23 protein-coding genes are annotated in these 20854 nt (G+C 28.7%); 18 read left to right on the plus strand and 5 right to left on the minus strand.

Annotated elements, in window-relative coordinates:
• Complete coding sequence (locus ABXT65_RS05630; protein WP_415322923.1) at positions 1–1686, minus strand: tetratricopeptide repeat protein; 1686 nt, start codon at positions 1684–1686, stop codon at positions 1–3.
• An 11-nt stretch (positions 1687–1697) separates the two neighbouring features.
• On the opposite strand from ABXT65_RS05630, the gene ABXT65_RS05635 reads away from it, so the two are divergent.
• The 3 genes from ABXT65_RS05635 (at position 1698) to ABXT65_RS05645 (ending at position 4181) form a co-directional block, all read left to right on the plus strand.
• On the plus strand, positions 1698–2429 hold the full coding sequence (locus ABXT65_RS05635; RefSeq protein WP_415322924.1) for a uracil-DNA glycosylase: 732 nt from the start codon (positions 1698–1700) through the stop codon (positions 2427–2429).
• Positions 2429–2989: a ribonuclease HII gene (locus tag ABXT65_RS05640; RefSeq protein ID WP_415322926.1), complete on the plus strand. Its 561-nt coding sequence runs from the start codon at positions 2429–2431 to the stop codon at positions 2987–2989. The genes ABXT65_RS05635 and ABXT65_RS05640 overlap by 1 nt, the downstream gene beginning before the upstream one ends.
• Before the next feature lie 121 nt (positions 2990–3110).
• Positions 3111–4181: a site-specific DNA-methyltransferase gene (locus ABXT65_RS05645; protein ID WP_415322928.1), complete on the plus strand. Its 1071-nt coding sequence runs from the start codon at positions 3111–3113 to the stop codon at positions 4179–4181.
• Here the strand turns inward: ABXT65_RS05645 and ABXT65_RS05650 are convergent.
• Positions 4178–5329 carry an FAD-dependent monooxygenase gene (locus tag ABXT65_RS05650; RefSeq protein WP_415322930.1) on the minus strand — a complete coding sequence of 384 codons (1152 nt, stop codon included), beginning with the start codon at positions 5327–5329 and terminating at the stop codon, positions 4178–4180. The two genes, ABXT65_RS05645 and ABXT65_RS05650, sit on opposite strands and share 4 nt — an antisense overlap.
• On the minus strand, positions 5329–6309 hold the full coding sequence (locus ABXT65_RS05655) for an A/G-specific adenine glycosylase (protein ID WP_415322932.1): 981 nt from the start codon (positions 6307–6309) through the stop codon (positions 5329–5331). The genes ABXT65_RS05650 and ABXT65_RS05655 overlap by 1 nt, the downstream gene beginning before the upstream one ends.
• Here ABXT65_RS05655 and ABXT65_RS05660 point away from each other — a divergent pair, their 5' ends adjacent.
• Genes ABXT65_RS05660 through rnhA form a run of 15 tightly spaced genes read left to right on the plus strand, consistent with a single transcriptional unit; the run spans position 6310 to position 18993 of the window.
• Entirely contained in the window at positions 6310–6798 is a 489-nt protein-coding gene (locus tag ABXT65_RS05660; RefSeq protein ID WP_415322934.1) for a DUF721 domain-containing protein, read from the plus strand.
• Entirely contained in the window at positions 6795–7385 is a 591-nt protein-coding gene (locus tag ABXT65_RS05665; protein ID WP_415322936.1) for a DsbA family protein, read from the plus strand. Before ABXT65_RS05660 ends, ABXT65_RS05665 begins: the two co-directional genes overlap by 4 nt.
• 8 nt (positions 7386–7393) lie before the next feature.
• Complete coding sequence (locus ABXT65_RS05670; protein WP_415322938.1) at positions 7394–9967, plus strand: chromosome segregation SMC family protein; 2574 nt, start codon at positions 7394–7396, stop codon at positions 9965–9967.
• 7 nt (positions 9968–9974) lie between these two features.
• Positions 9975–10250 carry an AtpZ/AtpI family protein gene (locus ABXT65_RS05675; RefSeq protein ID WP_415322940.1) on the plus strand — a complete coding sequence of 92 codons (276 nt, stop codon included), beginning with the start codon at positions 9975–9977 and terminating at the stop codon, positions 10248–10250.
• 12 nt (positions 10251–10262) lie between these two features.
• Entirely contained in the window at positions 10263–10997 is a 735-nt protein-coding gene (locus tag ABXT65_RS05680; RefSeq protein WP_415322942.1) for a F0F1 ATP synthase subunit A, read from the plus strand.
• 18 nt (positions 10998–11015) lie between these two features.
• Complete coding sequence (locus ABXT65_RS05685) at positions 11016–11243, plus strand: F0F1 ATP synthase subunit C (protein ID WP_006997791.1); 228 nt, start codon at positions 11016–11018, stop codon at positions 11241–11243.
• Positions 11244–11248: 5 nt separating this feature from the next.
• Positions 11249–11839: a F0F1 ATP synthase subunit B gene (locus tag ABXT65_RS05690; protein WP_415322944.1), complete on the plus strand. Its 591-nt coding sequence runs from the start codon at positions 11249–11251 to the stop codon at positions 11837–11839.
• On the plus strand, positions 11796–12326 hold the full coding sequence (locus ABXT65_RS05695) for an ATPase (RefSeq protein ID WP_415322946.1): 531 nt from the start codon (positions 11796–11798) through the stop codon (positions 12324–12326). Before ABXT65_RS05690 ends, ABXT65_RS05695 begins: the two co-directional genes overlap by 44 nt.
• 39 nt (positions 12327–12365) lie before the next feature.
• Complete coding sequence (crtI, locus tag ABXT65_RS05700) at positions 12366–13823, plus strand: phytoene desaturase family protein (RefSeq protein WP_415322948.1); 1458 nt, start codon at positions 12366–12368, stop codon at positions 13821–13823.
• Complete coding sequence (locus ABXT65_RS05705) at positions 13823–14674, plus strand: squalene/phytoene synthase family protein (protein ID WP_415322950.1); 852 nt, start codon at positions 13823–13825, stop codon at positions 14672–14674. Before crtI ends, ABXT65_RS05705 begins: the two co-directional genes overlap by 1 nt.
• The gene (locus ABXT65_RS05710) at positions 14661–15728 is read left to right on the plus strand and encodes a lycopene cyclase family protein (protein WP_415322951.1); all 1068 of its coding nucleotides are present in this window, start codon (positions 14661–14663) and stop codon (positions 15726–15728) included. Before ABXT65_RS05705 ends, ABXT65_RS05710 begins: the two co-directional genes overlap by 14 nt.
• Before the next feature lies 1 nt (position 15729).
• Positions 15730–16665, plus strand: coding sequence for a Brp/Blh family beta-carotene 15,15'-dioxygenase (locus ABXT65_RS05715; RefSeq protein WP_415322953.1), 936 nt, complete (start codon positions 15730–15732; stop codon positions 16663–16665).
• A complete protein-coding gene (gene ispH / locus ABXT65_RS05720) occupies positions 16655–17599 on the plus strand; it encodes a 4-hydroxy-3-methylbut-2-enyl diphosphate reductase (RefSeq protein ID WP_415322955.1) in 945 nt (314 codons plus the stop codon). The genes ABXT65_RS05715 and ispH overlap by 11 nt, the downstream gene beginning before the upstream one ends.
• Positions 17600–18568 carry a homoserine kinase gene (locus tag ABXT65_RS05725; RefSeq protein WP_415322957.1) on the plus strand — a complete coding sequence of 323 codons (969 nt, stop codon included), beginning with the start codon at positions 17600–17602 and terminating at the stop codon, positions 18566–18568. It begins immediately after the preceding gene.
• Positions 18568–18993, plus strand: coding sequence for a ribonuclease HI (gene rnhA, locus ABXT65_RS05730; RefSeq protein ID WP_415322959.1), 426 nt, complete (start codon positions 18568–18570; stop codon positions 18991–18993). The genes ABXT65_RS05725 and rnhA overlap by 1 nt, the downstream gene beginning before the upstream one ends.
• Here rnhA and ABXT65_RS05735 read toward each other — a convergent pair.
• The gene (locus ABXT65_RS05735; RefSeq protein WP_415322960.1) at positions 18985–19470 is read right to left on the minus strand and encodes a peroxiredoxin; all 486 of its coding nucleotides are present in this window, start codon (positions 19468–19470) and stop codon (positions 18985–18987) included. The genes rnhA and ABXT65_RS05735 overlap by 9 nt on opposite strands.
• Positions 19467–20846, minus strand: coding sequence for a threonine synthase (thrC, locus tag ABXT65_RS05740; protein ID WP_415322962.1), 1380 nt, complete (start codon positions 20844–20846; stop codon positions 19467–19469). The genes ABXT65_RS05735 and thrC overlap by 4 nt, the downstream gene beginning before the upstream one ends.
• Positions 20847–20854: the final 8 nt, after the last annotated feature.

Here is a 20854-nt window from a genome sequence, read left to right on the forward strand (position 1 = left end):
TTAAGAATTACTTAAACCTTCGATCAATTTGCCTTTAATGACTTTTTTCATTTTATCTTCTGTCTCTTCTAAATTTAAAACATTTTCCCAAAAATATCTTGCCTGGATTTTTCTATCCAACTTCCAAAGAATATCGCCATAATGATCATTTACAATTGGGTCTTCTGGCATTAATTCAACTGCTCTCTTTAGAAAATTTTCAGCTTTTTCATAATCATCAATTAAATAGTAAGCCCAACCTATTGAATCAATTATATAAGGGTCATTGCTTCTTTTAGCATAGGCCTTTTCAAGCATTTGAAGAGAGAGATCTATTTTATATTTTCGTTCTAACCAAGAATAAGCTAAGTAGTTTAACACATATGCATCATCTGGATTAACTTCTAGAGATTTTAACAAGTCTTTATCTGAACTAACATAATCAGCCAACCTCTCATAACTGCCCCCTCTTCTATATAAAATATCCGCATACAGTTGAGAGTTAATGTCAATTTTTGAAATAATTTGATCATAATATCTTATTGCCTCTTTATATTTTTTTGCATTTTTATTAAAATTTGCAATATCAAAAACTATTTTTATAGAGGGATTTTTAATTTTTTTAAAATTTAAGTTAATAAAATCTAAAGATTTATCTTTATTTTGTAATTTAGAAATTATTTGTGCTTCTTTTTTTAATTTAAACCAATAATAAAACTCATCTTTTTTATTGAAAGATTCTAAAATTTTTAAAGTTTTCGTATAATTTTTATTAAGATAGTGATTTTCAGCCAATAGGGATAAATTGAATTTAAACTTGGGATTTAAGTAATGAGATATATTTAAATAAAAATTAGAATTTTCATAATCATTTTGAGACGAGTAAAGGTTAGATACTAAGAAAAAAAACTCACCAATTATATCTGTAGTGTTACTACATGAAAATATTTTTTTAAATTCTTCTAGCTTTTGATCTTTAATCCATTTTCTTCCCTGTGAAATAAGTAAAGACGAATTTAAGTAATCTATATTAGCGGTAATATTTTTTGCCTCTTCGTATCCATTATTTTCAATCAAATAATTTAAGTAAAAAAATATATATCTTGAGTGGTCTGCATCATCTTGTGAATTAAGCAATTTATCAAAATAAACTTTGGTGTTTTCATCGTTCAAATAACATCTTTGAAAAACCTCATTAATGAAGGAAAAATTACCAAATTTATTTTTTGTTTTTGAAATTTTATTTTTCTCAAAAACATATAAATATTGTTTCAATGTTTCTGCTATTATTAAAGAAAGCCTATCGTTGTTGATAAACTCATAAGACTTTTGTAGATGTTCTTTGCTCCTTTTATAATTTTTTCTCTTAAGGCTGTCTAAAGCTAGAACTAAATGAGCTTCAAAAAAATTAGAATTACCTTCTGTTAAATTTTGCTTAATTTCGCTTGTAGCTTGTTGAACTTTACCCTCAAGCACAAGTGTGTATACATAGTTTTCAAGATATGAATCGTGCTGTTTAATTAAAGACTTTGATGATTTAAAAAATTTTAAAGCTTGAGAGTTATCATTGTTCTCATAAGCGACGATACCAGAAAAATAATTGGACAAATGTTTTGAATTAAAATCGTTTAAAGTCTTATTTTTTGAGTATAATGGGCCTTGATAAAACAATAATATTAAAGCAAATTTAAAAAACTTTATCAACATTAGGTCATTGTATGTCTAAAAAAGTAATAAATCAAAATACGAATTATGATTCAGAATTATTAAATTCTATTGAATCTAATTTTATTTTTGACGAAAATCCCATCAATAGGTTGAAGAATACTGCCAAAGATCTAAAAAAAGAGAATGATGTTAACCAGATTGATAAAGAAAAAGAACTTAATGAATTAAAATTGCAAATAAATTCAATTAATGATTGTGGCTTAAAAGATAATTCAAAAAAAATAGTTTTGGGAGATGGAAATATCAATAGCCCTATAATGTTAGTTGGGGAGGCCCCAGGGGTGGAAGAAGATAATATTGGTTTAACCTTTTTGGGTGACGTTGGAGATCTTTTAAGAAAGATGTTAATGGCAATAAACATTAAAAAAGAAAATATTTATTCCACTTATGCTGTTAATTTTAGACCACCCGAAGACCGAAAGCCTACCTCCACTGAAATTAAAAGATACTCTCATTTTTTGCAAAAACAGGTTTCAATTATTAAACCAAAAATAATAATCCTTATGGGTAGTAGTGCTATGGAATCATTAACGGGCTTGAATAGTAAAATTTCTATAGAAAGAGGAAAGTGGAAAGAGGTAATTGTTAAAAACACTACCTACAATGTTATTATTACTTTTAACCCTTCTTACATTTTAAGAGTCCCTGAAAATAAAAAGCACTCGTGGGAAGACTTAAAAAAAATTAAACAAAAAATTGTTGATTTGAAATTGAATATCTAATGCAAATTTTGGCTGGTGTTGATGAAGTTGGTAGAGGTAGCTTAATCGGCCCAGTTTATGCAGCAGCTGTAATATTAAATAAATCTATTAATAAAAAATTATTAAAAGATTCTAAAAGTTTAACGAAAGATAAAAGAGAAGAGCTTGATAAATATATTAAAGAAAACTCTATATGGGCTATAGGTCAGGCATCGACTAAAGAAATTGAAAAGATAAACATACTGCATGCAAGCTTACTTGCGATGAAAAGAGCTATACTAAAATTAAATAAGAAACCTTCTCTCGTTTTAATAGATGGTAATAAATTACCGGATCTTAAAAATTACAAACTAAAATATATAATTAAAGGAGACCAAAAAATCTCTAACATTTCCGCAGCATCAATTATTGCAAAAGTTAGTAGAGATAAATTTATTACAAAACTTTCAAAACAATTTAATAATTATGGATGGGATACAAATTCAGGTTACGGAACCAAACAGCACTTAAGAGCAATTAAAAGGTTTGGTATTACCAAACATCATCGTAAAACCTTCTCGCCTATTTGTGATCTTTTATAAGTTTCACGTGGGACAACACAATATCTGGTTGTTGAAAAAATTATAAACACAATTTGAATCCAATTAATTCAATCTGGAGTTGACCGTGGAATCCGATTGGAGTCTAATTGTTTTATATAAAATGAAAAACGATTTTAAAAATAAGATTATTAATGGTGACAGTCTTGAGGAATTAAAAAAAATTCCAAGTGAAACTTTTGATCTTGTTTTTGCAGATCCACCATACAATCTACAATTAAAGAATTCGCTTACCAGACCAGATAGAACTAAAGTAAGTGCTGTTAATGATAAATGGGACCAGTTTGAAAGCTTTAAAAAATATGATGAGTTTACAGTTGCTTGGCTTTCAGAGTGTAAAAGAATTTTAAAAAGGGATGGAGCTATTTGGATTATAGGAAGCTATCATAATATCTTTAGAGTTGGAACTGCCATACAAAATTTAGGATTCTGGATTTTAAATGATGTTATTTGGAATAAAAACAATCCAATGCCTAACTTTAGAGGAACAAGGTTTACTAATGCTCATGAAACATTAATTTGGGCATCTAAAAGTGAAAAATCAAAATATACTTTTAACTACCAATCGTTAAAATGTTTAAATGATGATCTTCAAATGAGATCAGATTGGAAACTACCTATTTGCAATGGAGCCGAAAGACTTAAAAAAAATGGCAAAAAAGTTCACTCAACACAAAAACCAGAGTCTTTACTTCATAGAGTATTATTGGCATCATCAAACAAGGGTGACTTAGTCCTAGATCCATTTTTAGGATCCGGAACTACTGCGACTGTAGCTAAGAAATTGGGTAGAAATTATTATGGGATTGAAAAAGAAAAAAATTATTTTAAAGCTTCAGTCGAAAGATTAAACAAAACAAAACCAATAGAAGATGACTTCCTGGATACCCTTAAAAATAATAGGTCTAAACCAAGAATTCCTTTTGGGTCTTTAGTTGAACTTGGAATAATAAAACCTGGAACGAGTATTTTTGACCAAAAGAAAAAAATTGTGGCTAAAATTATGGCTGATGGAAGTATCAAGCATAATCAATCTGAGGGATCTATTCATAAGGTTGCAGCAACAATTCTTGGCTCTGAAAGTTGTAATGGTTGGACTTATTGGCATTGCAACGTAAATGGTGTGAGTGTCCCAATAGATAACTTGAGACAAAAATTAATTGCTAATAATTAATTTTTATAAATTTTTCCTAAATAACTATTAATAAACTTATTATTTTTAACTAAATATTTCATTAAGGTATTCCTGATCCAAACCAATAATGGATTGGAAAGATGAAAAGCAAAATAATTAAATTTAGATTTCCGGTCAATCATTTTTGTTCTTTCAATTCTCTCAAAATTAAATTGATTATCTTCATTTTCTAAATTTTTATACAACTCATGTGCAACTTCTATTGATTGGGATGCGCCCTGTGCAAAAGTTGGTGGAAAGGAAAAAAAAGCATCACCAATAAGAAATGTGTTTTTATTTATTGGTTGATGTATTTCAGAACTAATAAATACTGGAAAACACCTAATATCTTTTAAATTTTTGATAATATCTTGATCTACTTGTTTTGATATCTCGGATAAAATTGATGAAATAAAATCACTTTTCTCAAATAAAGAATAATCAGATAACTCATTAATACTAAGCTTTTTTCTCAAAATACTGACGAAATTAAAGTGACCCTTGCTATCAATTGGGTATGATACAGAATGCAAATTAGACCCTAAATGCAAAGATATGTTATTTGGGTCAATTCCTTTAATATTGTTGTGATCTATGGATGCTCTTAAAGCGATAGATTTAAAATACCTTGGTTTAATTTCTTTTTTAGAAATTAATGATTTTGATTTTGAAAATGTCCCATCGGATATGACTAAATAATCACATTCAATTGAAGCACTATTTTCAAAAGTTACTTCGATATTATCACTCTCATAATCAATTTTACTGACTTTTTTATTATAGTTTATGAGATTATCGGGAAGTTGATTTTTTAAAAAATTAATTAAAGTAAATCTTTGTAGTGTTGTGTATTTAGCTTCATTGATATTAAAAGCCGATATATTAAAATCACATATCTTTTTTTTATTTTTTAAAGAATAGAAATCTACTTTATTAGGATGAAATTTATCTTCTAAATTAATGTTCTGAAAACCTATTTCATTTAATAATTTAATGCTGTTAACTGAAAGTTGAATGCCATAACCCCTCTCTAGATTAACAGAGCTGTTCTTTTCATAAATAGTTATTTCGTAGCTTGAGTTTTTTCTTAAAAGATTTGCAATATATAGTCCCGATATTCCACCACCTATTATTGCTATTTTTTTCATTAGTTTTTTTCTAAATAACTAAAAATCTTCTTAGTAAATGTTGGTAAAGTATAACCATCAAGCTTAGAGCTATCAATCCAAGAAGAGTTTGGAATTGATCCCTTTATCTTGCTAAATTGCACAACTATATTCATATTCATATTAGAAATTTTAAAGTTTAGGTCTTTTTCTAAATTACTATGTTTGGGTAGTTCATCCATAGGAAATATTTTTAAATTTTTTAGAAAATTAAATTTAGTATTTTTAACCAATAAAAATTGGTTATTTTTTTTATAAACTTTTAATAAATAAAATTTATTAATCTTTTTTTTTCTTTCTTTTATTATTTCAAAATCATTATTTTTAAAAGATTTACAATTTTTTGTTAAAGGGCATTGACCACATAAAGGATTTTTAGGTCGACAAATAAGTGCTCCTAATTCCATTAAGGCTTGTGCATAGTCACTCGCCCTAACTGAGGTGCCCAATATTTTTTTTTTACTAATAAGGTTTTTTTTTGAAACTTCACTAATTAGATTTAAGTTTAACAACCTTTTAATTATTCTTTCAATATTTCCATCTAGTGGAATAAATGGTTTATTAAAACCGATTGCCATTATTGCGTTTGCCGTATACTCACCTATTCCAGGTAATAGCTTTAGCTCTTCAATGGTAATGGGTAATCTTCCTTTAAAATTTTTTTCTAATATCTGTGCTGTCTTTTTTAAATTTCTAACTCTAGAGTAGTAACCTAGCCCCTCCCAATATTTTAAGAGTTTATGCTCATTAATTTTTGCTAATGAACTTATGTTAGGGATGTCTTTTATAAAATTATTAAAATATGGAACCACAGTTACAACCTGTGTTTGTTGCAACATAAATTCGCTCACCAATGTGTAATATTCCCTTTTAACTTGAGAGAGTTTTTTTCTCCACGGTAACGATCTTTTATTATTATCGTACCAATAAAGAATTTTTTTTGGTAGTATGGATTTTGTCATATGCAATTTAAAAATAATACTAAGCAGAGGTTTAAAACTATTCAAGGCTTAAGATCTTTTAAAGATACTTTGCCAAAAAACATCAAAAAAATAATCAAAAAAAAAGGTCACATATTCTCTGAAACTCTAAATAATTGGAAATACATAGTTGGTAATGAAATTTTTCAAATATGTTATCCAAAATCATTTAAAAATTCTAATAAGTTTGGTGTTAGTACTCTACAAGTGATGGTTAAAAGAGGTCATGAAATAGACTTAGAATATTCCAAAAAAGAAATGATGGATAAAATGAATAGTTTCTTTGGCTACGCCGTTGTTGAAAAATTAAAATTTATAAGTTTTGATGATGCCCAAACTAAATTTAAAAAGATAGATAAAAACGAGAATTATGTGACAAATAGCAAGTATACAGATAGAATTAATGATATTAAAAATGATAAAATAAAAAAATCATTATTAGAATTAACTAAATTATTTAAACAAAGATGAAAAAAATAGTTTCAGTATTATTTATTATACTTGTTGGTTTTATCACTAACCTAATCGCAGAAGACAATCAGTCTATCAAGAGAATTTCTGAAGGTGAAGAAGGTGCTAAGATCACAATAATTGCCTACGAGTCATTAACATGTGGTCATTGTGCAGACTTTCATAAAAATGTTTATCCAAGCCTTAAGAAAGACTTTATTGATAAAGGTTTAGTGAAAATTGAATTTAGACACTTTCCTCTAGATATTGCAGCATTTAATGCTTCCAAAATTGGGCAATGCAACAACGATGGTAAATCAGACATAATGCATATTTTATATTCAGGCCAAAAAAAATGGGCAAGAGGAAAAACACCAGAGGAAGCTACAAAGTATTTAAAGAAGTTTTTAGAAGATGAGGGTGTAACCTTAGATTTTGAAAAGTGCTTAGCAGATAAAGTTATTGAAGATTATGTTTTGAATGATCGAATCGAGGGTGTTAAAAAATTTAAAGTTAATGCTACTCCTACGATAATAATTAATGACAAAAAGTTTGAAAAAGACCTAAATTATAAGAATTTAAAAAAATATCTTGAAAAGCTGATATAAGTTAGTCCATGGAGTTTAAAAAAATCCAATTAAATGGGTTTAAATCATTTGCTGAAAAAACAAATTTTTTAATCGAAGATGGTCTAACTGGAATAGTGGGACCTAACGGTTGTGGAAAATCTAATATTGTAGAATCTTTAAGATGGGCTATGGGAGAAACCTCAGCAAAAAGTATGCGAGGCTCTGGAATGGAAGATGTTATTTTTAACGGAACATCAAACAAAGCTTCAAAAAATATAGCAGAAGTTTCAATCGTTGTAGACAATGAAAGTCATGAAGGACCTCTGCAATACAAGGATATGGATCAAATTGAAGTTAGAAGAAAAATTGAAAAAGACAAAGGCTCTAAATTTTACATAAATGATAAAGAAGTAAGAGCTAGAGATGCTCAAATGTTTTTTGCAGATTTATCTACCGGTGCCCATTCACCATCAATGATAAGTCAGGGGCGTATTGGAGCCTTAGTAACTGCAAAGCCTACAGACAGAAGGGCAATCTTAGAGGAGGCAGCTAATATTTCAGGATTACATGTCAGAAGACACGAGGCTGAACTTCGATTAAATGCTGCAGAAACTAATTTAAAAAGAGCAGATGAATTAAGAAGACAACAAGAAAAACAGTTAGCCAATCTTCAAAAACAAGCTGAAGAAGCTATGAAGTATAAGTTTATATCTGAAGAAATAAAAAAAATTGAAGCAGGTCTATATTATTTAAAATTATTAGATATTGATAATGAAATTAGAATAGAAAATGAAATCAACAATGAAGCAGTGGGAGAAGTAAATAACTTCAACCAGCAAATTGCTCAGTTTGAAAACTCAATCAAAACAGAAACGGATAAAGTTTCTCCTTTAAGAGAAAAAAATATTGAAAACCTTTCAAGGATTCAAAGATTGAATTTAGAGTTACAAAGTTTAGATGAAGAAAATGTAAGAACGCAAGGTGAGATAGAAAATTTTAAAAAATCACTAAAAACCATTGAAGAAGATATTGATAGAGAAAGAGGCATTGTAATTGATGCAAACTCGAATGAAAAAAGATTAAAAGAGGAAAAAAATGAATTAATAGAATTAGATTCTAAATATTTTGAAACTGAAAAACTATCGAACGAAGACCTCGAAAAAGCAAAAAATCAGCTTAGTAAAGAGCAAAAAGCCGTAGATGAAATCATTGAAATGTTTGCTAATGGCAACATAAATATCAGCATCGACCCAATTAAAGAGGTTATCAATACAATCGAAAAAATTAAAGAGTTAATAAACAGTAATGAAGCTAATCAAGCTCTTACCTTGCTAGATAGAACTAAAATGGAGTTAAATAATTTCTTAAGTAATTTAGCCAATGATGAAAGTAAAAATAAACTAACTGACATCAATGAAAAAAATGACAATATAAAATTACTTCAAGAAAAATATGCAGATAGTTTTAGTAAAAATCAATCAATTAAAAAAGAATCTATAAAAAGAAATGAAAGAATTAAAGCTATTGAAACTGAAGTTGAAAGTTGGAAAAACTTACTTTCAAACTCTCAGAAAATGGCAACAGAATTGACTGAGAGAAAAAATAAATTGTTATCACAATTAAACGAACGTGACCAACAACCTAAAACTCAAGCGGAAAAAAAAGGCCAAGCCACTGAAGGACTAAGAATTTCAGAAAATGAAAAAATTGAAAATGAAAAGATTATTGAAGAAACTGATAAAAAGATTAACTCTTTAAGACTTGAATTAAATGATGTTCAAGAAAAATCCATTCAAATAAGAGAAAGAAAAGCAAGCTCAGGTGCAACTGTTGAAGGATTAAAAAAACGTAAAGATGACTTGTTAGAAAGAGTTAATTCTGAACTTAACCTAGAAGAAAATGATATTCTTGAAAACTCTAATTTAAATGGTGTTGAGCAACTGCCAGACTCAGTTGCTCAAGAAGATGCTTTAGATGAAAAGAAAAAAGAAAGAGAAAAACTTGGTTCAGTTAATTTGAGGGCAGACGAAGAAACAAGTAAATATGAAATTGAAATTAAAAAAATGGAACAGGATAGACAAGATCTTGTATCGGCAATCATTAAATTAAAAGAAAGTATTAACGAATTAAACCAAAAAGGAAGAGAGAGACTTTTAGAGGCTTTTGAAAAAGTTAATAGAAAGTTTAATGAAGTTTATACAAAATTATTTAATGGAGGAAATGCTAAATTAGAGTTAGTTGATTCTGATGATCCACTTGAAGCTGGGTTAGAAATGCTGGTAAGTCCTCCTGGAAAAAGACTTCAGTCTATAACCTTATTATCAGGTGGTGAGCAAGCTTTGACTGCTTTGTCTCTTATCTTCGCTGTATTTCTTACTAATCCATCTCCAATCTGTGTGTTGGATGAAGTTGATGCCCCGCTAGATGATGCTAACGTAACAAGATTCTGTGGTCTCCTAGACGACTTAACAAAAATAACTAACACTAAATTTATTATTGTAACTCACCATGCTCTAACAATGTCTAAAATGAACAGACTTTATGGAGTAACCATGCCTGAAAAAGGTATTAGTCAGTTAGTAGCTGTTGATTTACAAAAAGCGGAGAGTATGGTTGCTTAATACATAAATGCCAAAAGATTCGCTTAAAAATCGCCTAGAGATTGCAAAATCTAAAATTGCTAAGAGAAACCTTTATAAAGATAAGGATCCACCCTCCTCTATTGGAACTGCCTTTAAATTAAGCACAGAATTAGTGTCTGCTGTAGTAGTTGGGACAATTATAGGGTTTATTTTAGACAAGACCTTTGGTACTAAACCCTGGTTAATATTAATATTTTTTTTTGTTGGTGTGGTTGCTGGAATTATAAACGTATTCAGATCTGCAAAAAATATGCAAGAATAGACTTAAAAAATTATGGCTACAAACCCAATGCACCAATTCGAAGTTTATAGAATTGGACCAGAAATAAAATTAGGTGCAATAGATATATCATTTACAAATGCAAGTTTGTTTATGGTTATTAGTTCTTTAGCAATACTATTAATTTTTAATCTTGGGTCAAAAAAAAATTCATTGTTACCTAGCAAGGTTCAACTTCTAACAGAGCTAAGCTACAGCTTTGTTTCAAAAATGATTAGCGATACAGCTGGGTCTAAAGCAAAACCATATTTTGCATTTATCTTTTCTTTATTTATGTTTGTGCTGTTCTGTAACATGTTTGGAATGATTCCTTATGCATTTACAGTAACTAGCCACATCATTGTTACATTTATTTTAGCTTCATTTATTTTTATTGCAGTAACAATAATTGGTTTTATGAAGCATGGTTTGGGCTACTTAAAACTATTTGTACCAAGTGGAGTACCAACAATTCTTCTACCACTAATTGTTATTATTGAGGTTATTTCTTACTTAAGTAGACCGGTAAGTCTTTCTGTTCGTTTATTTGCTAACATGATGGCTGGTCATACTATGATGAAAGTTTTCGGTGGCTTTGTAATAAGCCTCGGGATAGTTGGTGGATGGCTTCCACTGAGTTTTTCGGTTGCACTAACTGGTTTGGAAATACTGGTTGCTTTTCTTCAAGCATATGTTTTTGCAATCTTAACCTGCATCTATTTAAATGATGCATTAAATTTACACCATTAACTAACATAGGAGGATATAATGGAATTAGAAGCAGCAAAAATGATCGGAGCAGGACTAGCAGCAATAGCTCTAGCCGGTGCCGGTGTTGGAATTGGAATTATTTTTGGTAATTACCTTTCTGGCGCAATGAGAAACCCATCTGCAGCACAAAAACAATTTCCTAATCTTTTATTAGGATTTGCTTTAGCTGAGGCTACTGGTCTATTTGGATTAGTTGTTGCATTAATTATTTTATTTGCATTTTAAATTTAATGATTAAAAAAATATTTTTTCAGTCGATATTTTTAAGCTTCCTATTTTTTATGGAAGCTTTTGCAGCTGAAAGTGGGGGGATGCCTCAATTAAATCCTGAGTTTTGGGTTTCTCAAATTTTTTGGTTAACTATAACTTTTGGAACATTATATGTTTTTCTTTCTAAACTTATACTTCCAAAAATTAGTGCAAACCTTGAGATAAGAAAATCACAGATCGTAGAGAATATTGAGGCAGCGGAGAAACAAAGAAAACAGAGCGAACTGAACATAGCAGAATACGAAAAAATAGTTCAAAATAGTAAGAATGAAGCTAAAAATTATTTCAAACAATCTAGAGAAAAGCTATTGAAAGATATTAATCTTAAAAAAGATGCCTTAGACAAAGAGCTGAATTTAGAAATTCAAAAAGTCGAATATGAAATTCTAGAACTTAAGGACAAAGCTCCTGAAAAGATTAATAAGATAGCTGTAGAAACTTCAGCAGATTTACTGCATCAGTTAATAGGTGTGGAAGTTAATAGTAGTAGTATCTCAGCAATTGTTGATGACCTATCAAGAAAGAAGATGGATAAATATTATGGCAATTGATGCAACTTTTTGGGTAGCAATATCTTTTATAATTTTTATGGGAGGGCTAGTTTATCTAAAAATACCGCAAAAAATTAATGAAGTTTTAAATAAACTTATTTTAGATATTAAAAATGAAATTGATGAGAGTGAAAAATTAAGATCAGAAGCAAAAATTCTGCTGGATAATGCTCAAAGTAAATTAGATACAGCCCAAGCAGACGGTAAAGAGATTTTAGAGCAGGCAAAAAAAGATAGTGACCATTTGGTTATAGAGATGAATGATAAATTTCATAAATCTTCTGAAATCAAAAAAAACTTAGCTGAAAATAAGATTATACAGATGAAGGATGGGGCACTTAAAGAGATAAAAGATGTATCAATAAAGATTGCAGTGGAATCAGTTAAAAAAATTATTAATACATCTGTTGATAAATCAAAACTTGATAGTTTGTTTGATAAGAATTTAGAAGAAACAAAAGTTGCATTAAAAAAAATTAATTCATAATTCCCTTACAATTTTTTGAAAAAACTATAAATTAATCAAATGAAATCTATTGTCATTGGTTCTGGTTTTGGAGGTATAGCTGCAGCTCTTAGATTAAAAGCTAAAAACCATAATGTTACATTAATTGAAAAACACCCTGATCTTGGAGGTAGAGCTAGAGTATTCAAAAAAAATGGCTTTACATTCGATGCTGGGCCTACTGTAATTACAGCGCCTTATTTAATTGAGGAGCTATTTGAACTTTTTAATAAAAGGCCTGAAGACTACATAAAACTTACCCCTCTCAATACTTGGTATAGATTTATCTTTGAAGATGGAGGTAGGTTTGATTATTCAGGTGATGAAGAAAAAATGAAAGAACAAATTAGAGCAATAAATGAAGTTGATGTTGGAGGGTATGAAGAACTTGTAAAATTTACTAAGAAAATATTTGATAAAGGATTTACAGAACTTGCAGATGTACCTTTTGATAAACCTTTGGTAATGATGAAACAATTACCTGCACTATTAAAACTAAAAAGCTACAAATCAGTCTATTCATTAGTATCTTCTTATATTAAAAATGAAAAATTAAGGCGTATGTTTAGTATGCATCCACTTTTAGTTGGGGGGAACCCTTTCACAACAACGTCAATTTATGGATTGATACTTTATTTAGAAAAAAAATGGGGCATTCATTATTCAATGGGTGGTACTGGAAATATAATTAAAGGCTTAGAAAAACTAATGATCGAGGAAGGAATTGAAATAATTAAAGGTCAAGAAGTTATAAATATTATTTCAATAAATAATAAAATTGAAGGAGTAAAATTAGATAATCAAAAAGAGATAAATACAAATAATGTAATATGTAATGCTGACCCAGCAGCAGTGTATGAGAGACTTCTAAATCAAAGCAAAGGTAATTATTTGTTTGAATGGAAACAAAAAAGGATGCAATATTCTATGGGGTTATTTGTTTATTATTTTGGCACTAAAAAAACATACCCAGATGTTGAGCATCATACAATTAAATTTGGAGACAAGTATAAAGAGCACTTAAATGACATATTTGATAAAAAAAAATTAAATAAAGACATAAGTTATTATCTACATAGACCTTCTGCCACTGATAAATCTATGGCGCCAGAAGGAAATGACTGCTTCTACGTACTAGTTCCAGTTCCAAATAATCAATCTAAATTAGATTGGAAAATTGAAGGTGAAAAAATGAAAGACCTAGTGATAGATAAAATGGAGAAAGCATTATTACCAAATCTTAGAGAAAACATAGTTACAGACTTCTACTTAACACCAGATTATTTTGAAAAAGAATTGAATACTAAATTTGGATCTGGATTTTCCATACAACCTAAATTTACCCAGTCAGCCTATTTTAGATTTCATAATAAATCTGAGGTTTGTGAGGGATTATACTTTGTTGGAGCTGGAACACATCCTGGCGCTGGAGTTCCTGGTGTACTATCCTCAGCTAAAGTTCTAGATAAAATTGTATAATGTCTAATAAAAACTATTTGTCTATTTATGCAAAGTCGTTTAACTGGGCTGGTTTTTTCTTACCAAAAAAAACATATCGAAAATGCTCCTCATTATATGATTTCTGCAGAACAGTTGATAATATTGCAGATGATCAAAATGAATTGGCTATTAAGAAAAAAAACTTATCCATTTTTAAGAATGATTTTATTAATAAAAACTTCGATAATCTAATAATTAAGAATATGTGGGATCTTATGATCAATCATGAAATTTCAATAAAAATTATTGAGGATTTATTTGCTGGTGTTGAGTCAGACTTAAATGAAAAGGTGCAATTAAATAACAAAAAAGATTTATTAATCTATTCTTACAGGGTTGCTGGCACAGTAGGTTTAATGATGGCTAAAATTTTAAATGTTAAGGATAAAGATTCAATGAAAGCTGCAATAAATCTTGGTATTGCAATGCAATTAACTAATATAGCCAGAGATGTTGTTGAGGATTCAAAAAATAATAGGTTTTATATTAAACATGATTTTCAAGTCATAAGTAATACCTTAACTTTAGCTGACTTATTTTATAAGAGCAGCTTTACATCAATTAAGAAAATCCCTTCTAATTTTAGATTTGCGATATTGGTTGCTAGAAGAGTTTATAGAAAAATAGGTGATGAAATTTTGAAAACAGACAATATAGAAGATTATAATAAAGCTGGAAAAATTTATGTTAATAATTTTGGAAAAGTTTATCAAACATTTTTATCTCTAATAGATTTAATAAAGCTATTATTAACAAAAGAAAAAAGTCATTATATGAGTGATGAACACCTTCTAATCAACGAAGAAATAGATCTGAATGAAAGAATTTGATTATACAATTATAGGTGGTGGTTGTGCAGGGTTATCTTTGGCCTATGAACTAGAGATTCACAATAAGCTTAGAGATAAAACGCTAGCAATTATTGAGCCAAGGTTAGAATATAAAAGAGATAAAAGTTGGTCTTTCTGGAAAACTGTAGATCATAACTTTGAAGATTGTGTAAAAAAAAATTGGAAAAATTTTTCTATAAACATACCTAATAAAACTAAATATTTGGAATGTAATAAACTACCTTATCAATCTATAGATAGTGGATTATTCTATAAAAAAATAAATTCTACGCTTAAACAGAATCAAAACATCAGTTTCTATAAGGATATTAATGAAATAAGTTTAAATAATTCTTTTATCTTTAACAGCGTTTCCTCAATAGAGACTGGAGAAATTAAACTGTGGCAACACTTTAAAGGTATTGAAATCGAAACTACTAAAAATGTCTTTGATGATGAGATTGTAAATTTAATGGACTTTGATTGTCAACAGCTTGATAGTGTTCATTTCTTTTACACATTACCATATGAAAAAAACAAGGCTTTAGTTGAAACTACATGGTTATCATGCATGAGCAATGATTTAGAAATAGATTATGATGAACAATTAAAGAATTACATAGAGAATCGTCTTAATATTAAAAACTACAAAATTAATTATAAAGAAAAAGGTGCCATACCATTATTTGCCCCATCAAATATTAATGAAAAGAATAAAATAAATATTGGTACAGCTGGTGGCATGACTAGATTAAGTACAGGGTATGCTTTCCTAAATATTCAAGAACACAGTAGATTTATAAGAGAAAATATTGAAAATATTAAAAATGTTCAAAAATACGAGATTAGTAAAAAATATAAATTTTTAGATAAGATATTTTTAAGAGTTTTAAGAAAGCACCCTAAGGAAATGCCAAATATATTTTTTAAAATGTTTAATAATTCACCTGAAGTTGTTATTAAATTTTTATCCAATAAGAGTAGTATATTTGAAGATCTATTGATAATTCTTAAAATGCCTAAATGGTTATTTATTAAAGCACTTTTAAAATAAAATGAATAATTTGATAAACAAAATAAATTTCTATCATTCTGTTGTTTTTTTTTTACTATCAGGTTCACTTAGTATAATAATTAATCGATTTGAAAGTTTAATTATTTCTCCAGTCATTTGCTTACTTCTTATTCTTTCTATTGGAATTTCACATGGTGCGTTGGATAATCAAAAGGGTAAGAGACTTATTCAGCTGTATAATATAAAAAATTCTTATCTTTTTTATTTAATATATTCAATGATTGGACTTAGTATAATCGTATTTTGGTTATACTTTCCAACTACATCACTCATTGTATTTTTAATAGTAGCCTCATATCATTTTGGTAAGGAGGATATAGATTTCCTGATAAAGAATAAAAATGCATCAAATTTAATTCTTTATTTTTTAAAAGGGACACTAATAATTGTTGCTCCACTAATGTTTCATTTTAATGAAACAGTTAATATTTTTAAATTGCTACTAATTCAAAATGAGAATTTTTTTTTGCTTTTAGGGTTTATTGAAACCAAACAAATATTACACTTTGCTTTATTAACCTCCTTACTTGTTAATATTTATTTTTTCATAAATAATTTTAAGATTATGAATATCTTAATTTTTATTGATTTTTTCTCTATCGTAGCCTTAAATTATTTTTTATCTCCTCTAATCGCTTTTACAATATACTTTTGCTTCTTACATTCTTTCCGACATTCAATCTCACTGATAAATGAACTTGATGCAAAAGACTTTAAAAATGGTACTCATATTTTTGTGAAAAGGGCTATGCCCCTTACTTTTTTAACAGCAATACTCTATGTGGCTAGCCTATACATTCTATCTAATTATTATCAATTAAACGACGCAATACTAAAAGTTATATTTATTGGTTTGGCGTCTTTAACCTTTCCACATATATTCCTTGAATATCTTTTAGAAAAAAATGAAAAATAAAGAAATTAAAATATTACTTTCTGCGCCACGAGGTTTTTGTGCCGGTGTTGAAAGGGCAATTGAAATAGTTAAAAAAAGTATTAAAAAATATGGTGCTCCAGTTTATGTACGTCACGAAATAGTGCATAATAAATATGTTGTCGATAGCCTTAAAGATATTGGGGCAATTTTTGTTGAAGAATTAGAGGAAGTTAAAGACAAAACTAGACCTGTAATCTTTTCTGCGCACGGTGTCCCAAAAACTATACCGTTACAAGCTGATAGCTATAAAATGGAATATATAGACGCCACATGTCCTCTTGTTTCAAAGGTTCATAGAGAGGCTGAAAACCTTTATAAGGCAGGCTACCACATTGTGCTTATAGGGCACAATAACCACCCAGAAGTTATTGGTACTATGGGGCAATTGCCAGAGGGTGCTATTGATTTAATTCAGGACGAACATGATGTTGAAACATATAAATTAGATCAAAATAAAAAGATTGCCTACGTTACACAAACAACACTGTCCGTTGATGATACTAAAAATATAATAAAATCTCTTAAGAAAAAATTTCCTGAAATTAAAGCACCATTTAAAGAAGATATTTGTTATGCAACTACTAACCGTCAATCAGCTGTTAAAAATATTGCAAAACAATGTGATATGTTTTTTGTTTTAGGAAGTAGAAATTCTTCTAATTCAGTTCGCTTAGTCGAAGTGGCTGAACAAGCTGGCTGTCCACATGCTGAATTAATACATTCAGAAAGTGAGATTCCCTTTGAAAGATTACAAAACTGTAAAACAATTGGCATTTCATCAGGAGCATCTGCTCCAGAAATTCTAGTTGAAAGTTTCATCAATAAACTAAAGAATAAATTTAAAATAAAGATTGAAGAAGTTGAAATTGTAAAAGAAAATATTGTTTTTAAAGTCCCTGCAAAATTAAATTAAATGGCCGTATATACAAAAATAAAGAATAAAGATGTCCTCACATTAAGTAATGATTACAAAATAGGTACAGTAACTAAATTTGAGGGTATAAAAAAAGGAATAGAAAATACAAATTATCTATTAAGGACAAGCAAAAAAAAATATATCTTAACAATCTTTGAAAAAAGAGTTCAAAAAAGAGATTTGCCTTTCTTCATGAGCTTAATGGAGGGACTAAACCAAAAGAAAATTATTTGTCCTAAACCGTTAAAAAACAGCAATGGTAAGCATTTAAGTACAATTCAAAATAAACCGTCGTGCATTGTGACTTTTTTAAAAGGAGCAGATAAAACTAATCTTAATTATAAAAATTGTTTTGATATAGGTAAAAATATTGCAAAATTTCATAAAGTTACGAGCAAAATAAAACTATATAGAGAAAACTCTATGTCTATTAGAAAATTAGGTAACTTATTAAAATCCATCAAGTTTACATCTAATAAAGTAGCCCCAAAACTAGAACCTACACTTAAAGCATGCCTAAAAAATATTAAAAATCAGTGGCCCAAAAAGTTACCCTCTGGGATCATTCATGGAGATTTATTTATAGATAATATTTTCTTTAACAGAAATAAATTTTCTGGATTTATTGATTTTTATTTTTCAAGTAATGATTATCTAATGTATGAGATTGCAATTTGCATAAACGCATTATGTTTTGATAAAAAAAGAAATTCCTTTGTAATGAATAATAAAAAAATTAAAAACTTAATTGATGGATATGAAAGCATAAGACTTTTTTCAAATAAAGAAAAAAATGCATTAAATATATTATGTAGAGGAGCTGCTTTAAGATATCTGCTAACTAGGATTTATGATTATTTTAATACTCCTAAAACTGCTTTAATTCAAATTAAAAATCCCAACGAATATTTACAAAAACTAATTATCCATAACAATCTAAATAGCTACAGAGATTATTATAAGTAATGATAAAAATTTATACTGATGGCTCTTGTTTGAATAATCCCGGAAATGGTGGTTGGGCAGCAATTATCAATATTAATAATGAAGTAGAAAAAATTAGTGGCAGTGTAAAAGATACAACTAATAATAAAATGGAACTAATGGCTCCAATTAAAGCACTTCAAACCATAAAAGAAAAGCAACCAATTGAAATTTACACAGACTCACAATATGTGAGATTAGGCATTACTGATTGGGTACATAAATGGATAAAAAATAATTGGCTAACTTCAAAAAAAGAACCAGTAAAAAATAAAGAACTTTGGATTCAGCTTTATGATTTAAATAAATCCCATGAAATTAAATGGATATGGGTTAAGGCACACGCTGGAAATATTATAAATGAAGAGGTCGACTTGCTAGCAAAGCAAGCTGCAGAATTAAACTAAATTTAAAAAATTTTGAGCAGCAGATATTTCACATGCACCCGTATCGTCTTCTTCTTGTAATTTAATTACTTTAAGGTTGTCAATTAACATTGTGTATCTATTTGATCTTATACCTAATCCTCTGGCACTTTTATCAACATCTGCACCTATTGCTTTCGTAAAACTTAAAAATGGATCTGCCATCATCAAAATTTTATCTTTAACATTCTGACTTTTTCCCCATGCATCCATTACGAATGGATCATTTACTGAAATGCATACTATGTAATCCACACCTTTTGCCTTGTATTTTTCATGATTATCAACATATCCAGGCAAATGCTTAGCTGAACAAACTGATGTGTAAGCACCTGGTAAACCAAATAAAACTATCTTCTTATCCTTAAAAAATTCTAATGTATTTTTCTTAACAGGATTTCCATCTTCCATAATAAAAAATTCAGAATTAGGTATTTTATCATTTTCTTTTAATTTCATTGTATTTTTTCCTTAATATATTTTTGGGTTTTACTTAGATTATTTGATATAATATCGTAATTTTCTCTTTCATCCATAACATACTTTAGTTCTTCAGGTAGTTCTGGTTTGATACCAATTGATTTATCTATTGCATCAGGAAATTTACATGGGTGTGCTGTTACCAAAACAATATTATTACCAACTATATTTACTTTGTTTAAGGCTCCAAAGCCTATCGCGCTATGAGGATCCAGTATAATATCATATTTAGTATAAACCTCTTTAATAATATCTAAAACCTCTTTTTCATTAATGGTTGCTGATAAAAAATCTTTATTTATTTTTTCCATTTTGCTTTTTGGAATAATATATTTACCTTCTTCTTTAATATCAGTCATGATTTTTTGGGTTTCATTATCATCACAATCATTCAGATCATATACCAATCTTTCAAAATTGCTGGCGATTTGAATATCCATACTTGGTGAATTTGTTTCCAAAACACTTTCAGCCTCATATTTTCCACTTGAAATTGCTCTATGCAAAATATCATTTTGATTTGTAGCAACTATAAGTTTGTTTATTGGTAGACCCATTTTTTTAGCTAAATAACCCGCATACACATCTCCAAAATTGCCTGTTGGTACTGAGAAGTTAACCGGTCTATCGTCTTGGATTTGGAAATATGTGTAAAAATAATAAACAACTTGTGCAATAATTCTTGCCCAATTTATCGAATTCACACCAGACATATTAATTGATTTAGAAAATTCTTTATCTGCAAACATTGATTTAACTAAATTTTGACAGTCGTCGAAGTTACCTTCTATCGCTATATTAAAGACATTTTTTTCTTTAATAGTTGACATTAGTTTTCTTTGAACAAGTGAAACTTTATTGTGAGGGTGAAGAACAAATATATTCATATTCTTTTTCCCCTTGATTGCATCTATTGCAGCAGCACCTGTGTCTCCCGATGTTGCAACTACAACATTTATATTTTTATTGGTTTTGTTTAAATAAAATTCATAAAAGTTTCCCAACAATTGCATCGCTATATCTTTAAAGGCAAGTGTTGGACCATGAAATAACTCTAAAAGCTTAGTGTCACCTACCTTAATTAAATCTACAGCATTGTCTTTTCTAAACACAGAATATGATTTTTCAACAATATCTGATAATTCATTTACCGTCATAAAATCACCAATAAATGGGTAAATTATTTTTTTTGCTAAGTCCTGGTAATTTAAGCTACTTAATGATTCAAGCTCCACAGCACTGTATTTTTTAGCTTCTCTAGGGACAAACAAGCCCCCATCATCGGCAAGTCCCTTGATAAATACTTCCTCAAAGCTATATTCTTTTGAATTGTCTCTAGTGCTAATATATTTCATTTATGATT

This window comes from Candidatus Pelagibacter sp. Uisw_127, from assembly GCF_047722515.1.
Classification (GTDB): Bacteria; Pseudomonadota; Alphaproteobacteria; order Pelagibacterales; family Pelagibacteraceae; genus Pelagibacter.

Bases quoted from the DNA above. Each gene is read 5' to 3' on its own strand.
- ABXT65_RS05630 (WP_415322923.1), bottom strand. From the start codon at position 1,686: ATGTTGATAAAGTTTTTTAAATTTGCTTTAATATTATTGTTTTATCAA.
- ABXT65_RS05635 (WP_415322924.1), top strand. From the start codon at position 1,698: ATGTCTAAAAAAGTAATAAATCAAAATACGAATTATGATTCAGAATTA.
- ABXT65_RS05640 (WP_415322926.1), top strand. From the start codon at position 2,429: ATGCAAATTTTGGCTGGTGTTGATGAAGTTGGTAGAGGTAGCTTAATC.
- ABXT65_RS05645 (WP_415322928.1), top strand. From the start codon at position 3,111: ATGAAAAACGATTTTAAAAATAAGATTATTAATGGTGACAGTCTTGAG.
- ABXT65_RS05650 (WP_415322930.1), bottom strand. From the start codon at position 5,329: ATGAAAAAAATAGCAATAATAGGTGGTGGAATATCGGGACTATATATT.
- ABXT65_RS05655 (WP_415322932.1), bottom strand. From the start codon at position 6,309: ATGACAAAATCCATACTACCAAAAAAAATTCTTTATTGGTACGATAAT.
- ABXT65_RS05660 (WP_415322934.1), top strand. From the start codon at position 6,310: ATGCAATTTAAAAATAATACTAAGCAGAGGTTTAAAACTATTCAAGGC.
- ABXT65_RS05665 (WP_415322936.1), top strand. From the start codon at position 6,795: ATGAAAAAAATAGTTTCAGTATTATTTATTATACTTGTTGGTTTTATC.
- ABXT65_RS05670 (WP_415322938.1), top strand. From the start codon at position 7,394: ATGGAGTTTAAAAAAATCCAATTAAATGGGTTTAAATCATTTGCTGAA.
- ABXT65_RS05675 (WP_415322940.1), top strand. From the start codon at position 9,975: ATGCCAAAAGATTCGCTTAAAAATCGCCTAGAGATTGCAAAATCTAAA.
- ABXT65_RS05680 (WP_415322942.1), top strand. From the start codon at position 10,263: ATGGCTACAAACCCAATGCACCAATTCGAAGTTTATAGAATTGGACCA.
- ABXT65_RS05685 (WP_006997791.1), top strand. From the start codon at position 11,016: ATGGAATTAGAAGCAGCAAAAATGATCGGAGCAGGACTAGCAGCAATA.
- ABXT65_RS05690 (WP_415322944.1), top strand. From the start codon at position 11,249: ATGATTAAAAAAATATTTTTTCAGTCGATATTTTTAAGCTTCCTATTT.
- ABXT65_RS05695 (WP_415322946.1), top strand. From the start codon at position 11,796: ATGACCTATCAAGAAAGAAGATGGATAAATATTATGGCAATTGATGCA.
- crtI (WP_415322948.1), top strand. From the start codon at position 12,366: ATGAAATCTATTGTCATTGGTTCTGGTTTTGGAGGTATAGCTGCAGCT.
- ABXT65_RS05705 (WP_415322950.1), top strand. From the start codon at position 13,823: ATGTCTAATAAAAACTATTTGTCTATTTATGCAAAGTCGTTTAACTGG.
- ABXT65_RS05710 (WP_415322951.1), top strand. From the start codon at position 14,661: ATGAAAGAATTTGATTATACAATTATAGGTGGTGGTTGTGCAGGGTTA.
- ABXT65_RS05715 (WP_415322953.1), top strand. From the start codon at position 15,730: ATGAATAATTTGATAAACAAAATAAATTTCTATCATTCTGTTGTTTTT.
- ispH (WP_415322955.1), top strand. From the start codon at position 16,655: ATGAAAAATAAAGAAATTAAAATATTACTTTCTGCGCCACGAGGTTTT.
- ABXT65_RS05725 (WP_415322957.1), top strand. From the start codon at position 17,600: ATGGCCGTATATACAAAAATAAAGAATAAAGATGTCCTCACATTAAGT.
- rnhA (WP_415322959.1), top strand. From the start codon at position 18,568: ATGATAAAAATTTATACTGATGGCTCTTGTTTGAATAATCCCGGAAAT.
- ABXT65_RS05735 (WP_415322960.1), bottom strand. From the start codon at position 19,470: ATGAAATTAAAAGAAAATGATAAAATACCTAATTCTGAATTTTTTATT.
- thrC (WP_415322962.1), bottom strand. From the start codon at position 20,846: ATGAAATATATTAGCACTAGAGACAATTCAAAAGAATATAGCTTTGAG.